Source organism: Hymenobacter agri (genome assembly GCF_054778495.1).
Genome location: NZ_BAAGZM010000317.1, coordinates 1 through 4,788, shown reverse-complemented (window position 1 = coordinate 4,788; position 4,788 = coordinate 1). Strand labels below are relative to the sequence as shown.

Annotated in this window: 2 protein-coding genes; both read right to left on the bottom strand. The window is 62.4% G+C overall.

What is annotated here, in order from left to right; genetic code table 11:
* Positions 1-260: 260 nt before the first annotated feature.
* A complete protein-coding gene (locus ACYVDE_RS14655; RefSeq protein ID WP_460502289.1) occupies positions 261-1,478 on the bottom strand; it encodes an ABC transporter substrate-binding protein in 1,218 nt (405 codons plus the stop codon).
* Between the two features lie 119 nt (positions 1,479-1,597).
* Positions 1,598-4,585, bottom strand: coding sequence for a TonB-dependent receptor (locus ACYVDE_RS14650; protein ID WP_460502288.1), 2,988 nt, complete (start codon positions 4,583-4,585; stop codon positions 1,598-1,600).
* Positions 4,586-4,788 lie beyond the last annotated feature (203 nt).

Sequence of the window (4,788 nt, the reverse complement as noted above, 5' to 3'; positions counted from 1 at the left end):
CCAGCGGCCCCACCACGCCCACGCTGCCCAGCAGCGCATAGCCCAGCCCGGCCAGCGGCAGGCCGGCCACCAGCAGGGCATAGAGCAGCAGGAGCAGTTTGGTGGTTTTCATTGGGTTGACGTCGGTGCGCGAATTAAAGCAGAACGTCATGCTGAGCTTGTCGAAGCATCTCTACCGCTTCGTTGAACGCACGCAGACGAAGCGGTAGAGATGCTTCGACAAGCTCAGCATGACAGTTCAAGTATCAAGGTTTCCTCCCCTACTTCTCAATCACTTGGCTGCGGAAATCCTTGAACAGCCGGGCCATGTACTCCGGGTCGGGCTCGGGCAGGGCCAGGCCCTGGATGCTTTCGCGCCGGGGCGCGTAGCGGCGCGAGGGCAGCTGCTCGAACTGCTGGCGCTGGGCGGCGGGCAGGGCGGCCAGGTTCAATACCGTGTGGTCGCCCCACACGTTGGGGTCCATTTTTTTCAGCTGAGCTTCGGGTGAAATCAGGAAGTTAACCACCAGCATGGCGGCTTCGGGGTGCTGGCTGCCCTGCATCACGCCCAGGTAGTGCGAGTTCTGGATGGTGCCGGGCGCGGGCACGTAGGCCCGGGCCGTGCGCGGGAAAACGCCCTGGTTGATTTTGTTATCGACCTCAGCGTCGTTGTTCGAGAAGGTGAAAGCCACCTCGCCGTTGGCAAACAGCTGATGCAGCGGCGCGAGCTGCTCCGGAAACGTCTGCCCCTGCTTCCAGAAGTAGGGCCGACTGGCGTTAATCTGCTTCCACAGCTCGCCCGACCACTTGTTGTACACAGCTTCGTTGAACTTGCCCTGGAACTGCTTCGAGTCGCCCGACAGCGCCATCATCCACGATTTCAGCAGCGTCATGCCCGTGAATTCGTTGGGAATGGTGAACTGGCCGGGGTGGGCTTTCACGAACGCCGGCAGCTCGGCAAACGAGCGGGGCGGCCGCGCCACCTTGCTCGAATCATAGATGAACGTGAACTGCACGTTGCCCCAGGGGCACTCCATTCCCGCCACCGGCTGCTGAAAATCGGTGTTGATGAAAGGGTTTTGCAGGTCGAGGTAGCGGGCGTTGGGCAGCTTCTCGACGTAAGGCCCAAGCAGCGCATCGACCTGCCGGAGCTGATAAAACGTCTCACCGTTTATCCAGGCCAAGTCGATTTCGCTGGGCTGTCCGGCTTCTTTTTCGGCGGCGAGCGTCTGGGCCAGGCCGGCGCCCTGCCCGGCCGAAATCTCCAGGTCGATGTTGTAGCGCCGCTTCACCTCGGGCTTCACGTAGGTGCTCATGTACTTGTTGATGAGCGGGTCGCCCATCCACATCTGCATGCTCACGGGCTGGCCCTTGCCTTTGGCTTCGATTTGCGGCCAGGTCTGGGCCAGAGTTTGCTGCGGGGTGCGGACGGGGTTGGAGTTGCAGCCGGCCAGCAGGGCGAGAGTGGCGACGCCGGCGAGGGAAAGTGTTTTTTTCATAGGGTAATTGAGGCCAAAGAACGTGTAGAGACGCAATATTTTGCGTCTCATCGTTGAACGGAATCGCCTGATGATTAAAGCACAAGCCGTTCAACGACGAGACGCAAAATATTGCGTCTCTACAGCGCGTAGCGCAGGCCGAACTGGAACTGGCGCGGGGCGCTGGCATTGCGCCGGATGATGCCCGAGCCGGCCGGGCCGGTTTGAATCTGGTTACTCTGGGTGGCGTTGTTGGCGTAGCCGCTCAGGTTCTGGGTGTTGAGCACGTTGAACACGTCGGCCGTCAGCTCCAGGCGGCTAGTGGCCTGGCCGAAGCGCAGGGTGTATTGCGCGCCCACGTCGAAGGTTTTCGACCAGGGCAGGCGGTCGGAGTTGCGGGCTTCGCCGGGGTAGCGGTCGGCATTGCCGAGGTAGGCCGTGCTGAAGGAGCTGCCATCGCCGTTCAGGTCGTTGGTGTACGCCGCGGGGTTCGAGCCGGGGATGAGGTAGCCGCCCGTGACGCGGTTGATGGGCTGGCCGCTTTGCAGCAGCGCCGCCAGCGTAAAACGCAGCGCTTTAATGGGATAGTAGCTGCCGATGGCATTGATAACGTGCGTGCGGTCGTTGATGGAATTGGCGAACTCAGGGCCGTAGTTGTTGGCATCAGCAGCGCGGAAGTTCACGTCTTCGGTGTCGTTTTTCAGGTTTGAGAGTGTGTACGACACGCGGTAGCCCACTTTTTCCTCGCCGGCATCGTGCTGCACGTTGAAGCTGGCGGCCATGTAGCGCGAGCGACCGGCCGACTCGGTTTCGACCACGTTGCGGGCCACGCCCGTCACACGCTGTCCACCGATAACGGCACTGCCATCGGGCAGAATCGGCACGGGGCGCGTGGCATCGGCCTGGGCCGGGGTGCGCACGGTCACGTTGTTAGGGTTCGTCACGGGGTATTCCGACACGGCGTTCACGTTGCGCAGGCGGAACAGGTCGTAGGAGCGGTTATACATCAGGTCGACGTAGAACAGGGTTTTCTGCCCCAGCTGGTACTGGTAGCCCAACGTGGCCTGGTGCGAGTACGGGTTCTGGTAGCCGTCGGGGTTCAAAATGCGGCGCTCGTAGCTGGGCACGCCGGCGCGCTGATTCTGCAGGGTGCTGCCCGAAGGCCCTTGCAGATAGGTGACGTTGGCGGCGCTGCCGCTTAGGTTGCCGTCGAAGATGATGCGGTCGACGTTGGTGTTGGCGGGCAGGGCACCCACACGCACCAGCTCGCGCAGCTGGGTTTTGTAGTCGGCATCGGTGGTGTTCTGCTGCAGGGCGTCGCTGTACACGGTATACAGAATCTTGTCGTAGAACAGGCCGTAGCCGCCGCGCAGGCTGCTGCGCTCGCTCAGGCGCAGGTTGAAGTTGGCACGGGGCGCGAGGTTGTTGCGGTCGCCGTGCTCGGCCCCGCCCTTCGACAGGTTGTCGTAGTCGTAGCGCAGGCCCAGGGTCACGTTCAGGCGGTCGGTCACGGCCACCTGGTCTTCGAGGTAGATGTTATATAGGTTCTGCGTAGTGCCGAAGGCCGCCGGGCGCAGCTCCACGCTGTAGTTCAATACCTGCACGTTGGCCGGAATATCATTGATGCTCAGACCCGGACCCAGGTTGCGGCCGGCCAGCGCGGTCAGCTGCGGCTGCGTCAGCTGCACGGTATAGCTGCCGTTGGGGTTGCCGCCGCCGTACAGCAGGTGCTCGGTGCTGATGATGCCGAAGCCGCCCTTGAAGGTATTGCGACCCTTCAGCAGCGTGAATTTCTGCTGCCCCTGCCAGGTGCTCTGATGCGAATCGAAGAGGTAGCCGGGGTGGCCCAGGTAGGCAATGGCTGCACCGTTGGGGTCGAGCACGGTCACATCAGGGCTGTTGGGGTTCTGGGCGCGGGCGTAGTTCCAGCGGAAACGGGCGTACTGCACGTCGGTTTCCGAAGTGAAATTCTGGCCCACGTAGACGTTCTGGCTGGCGATTTCCAGCGAGTTGCGGTCCTGCTTGTTGCCGCTCGATGGGAAAGCAATTCCGCCATCGAGCCCGCCGCCCTGGCGCTCAATGTTCACGATGCCCACGTTGGCCCGCAGCGACGAGCGGAACCGCTCCGTCCAGCGCTGGTCGAGCTTGCCCGAGAGGTAGGTGAAGCGGTTCTGGCCCCGCACCGTGGCGTTGATGCCCAGCTCGGGCGAAGTCAGCACGTTGTCTTTGAAGTCGAACGTCTGCTCGGCATTCAGGTAGAAGAAGGTCTTGTCCTTCACTAGCGCGCCGCCCACGCCGAAGCCGAACTGCTGGCGCTGAAAGCCGCTCTTCACTTGGTTGCCCGAAAGGTCGCGCTGGGCAAAGTCCGTTTTGCCATCGATGCTCGGGCCGGGGCGCGTCAGGTAAAAGGCTTCGGCCGTGAGGTCGTTGGAGCCCGACTTGGTGGTCACGTTCACGATGCCGTTGGCCGAGTTGCCGAACTCCGTCGAGAAGTTGTTGGTGAGCACATTCACATTCTGGGCAAAGCCCACCGGAATGGCGAAACGCTGCCCGCCCAGAAAGTTCTCGTTGTTGTCGAGCCCGTCAATCAGGTAGTTGGTGTAGAGGCCGTTGGCCCCATTAATGCTGACGTTGGGCGCTTCGGAGAAGAAGCCGGTGGCCAGCGTCACGTTGGGCAGGCGGTAGAGGGCGCGGGTGATGTCGCGGGCCTCAATGGGAATCTCGCGCAGCTCGCGGGCCGACAGCTCCGACGCCACTTCGGCGTTCTGGGTATTGAGCGTGGTGCCGTTTTTGGGCGCGCGCACCACCACACCGGCCAGCGTCTGGCTGCTCACGGCGGGCAGCACCAGCGTCACGCTTGGGCTGGAGTTGGCGCGCAGCACCAAGCCCGCCTCGCGCACGGCCTGGTATTGCTCGCTCACAGTGGTGCTCACGGCGTAGCTGCCGGCCGTGCTCAGGCCCCGGAAACGGGCTTTGCCCTGGGCATCGGTGGGCAGCTCGGCGCTGTAGCCGATGGCAGCGTTGTCGAGGTGCACGGCCTGGCCTACTACTGGCCGGCGGGCGTTATCCTGCAACGACACTACTAAATCGACCTGAGCAAAGGCCGAAATCGACGACAGAAAAAACAATAGAAAAAGGGGAAGCAGTGAAGAGAAATTCTTCATAAAAACACGAAAAAAGATGCTGAAAAATACGCGTGCGCCCATTCGGCAGGGCCAGCAGGCAGGTACCCGCTGGCCTCGTCGCCGTACCGGCACATTCCGGAAATTTTCAGCAAGCCGGCGGGCCGCGGTGGAGCCGGGTGGGCCGCCCGCGTTGCCGCAGCAAGGGG

What these genes read in the sequence shown, in the direction of transcription:
- ACYVDE_RS14655 (WP_460502289.1), bottom strand. Translation starts at nt 1,478, where the DNA reads ATGAAAAAAACACTTTCCCTCGCCGGCGTCGCCACTCTCGCCCTGCTG.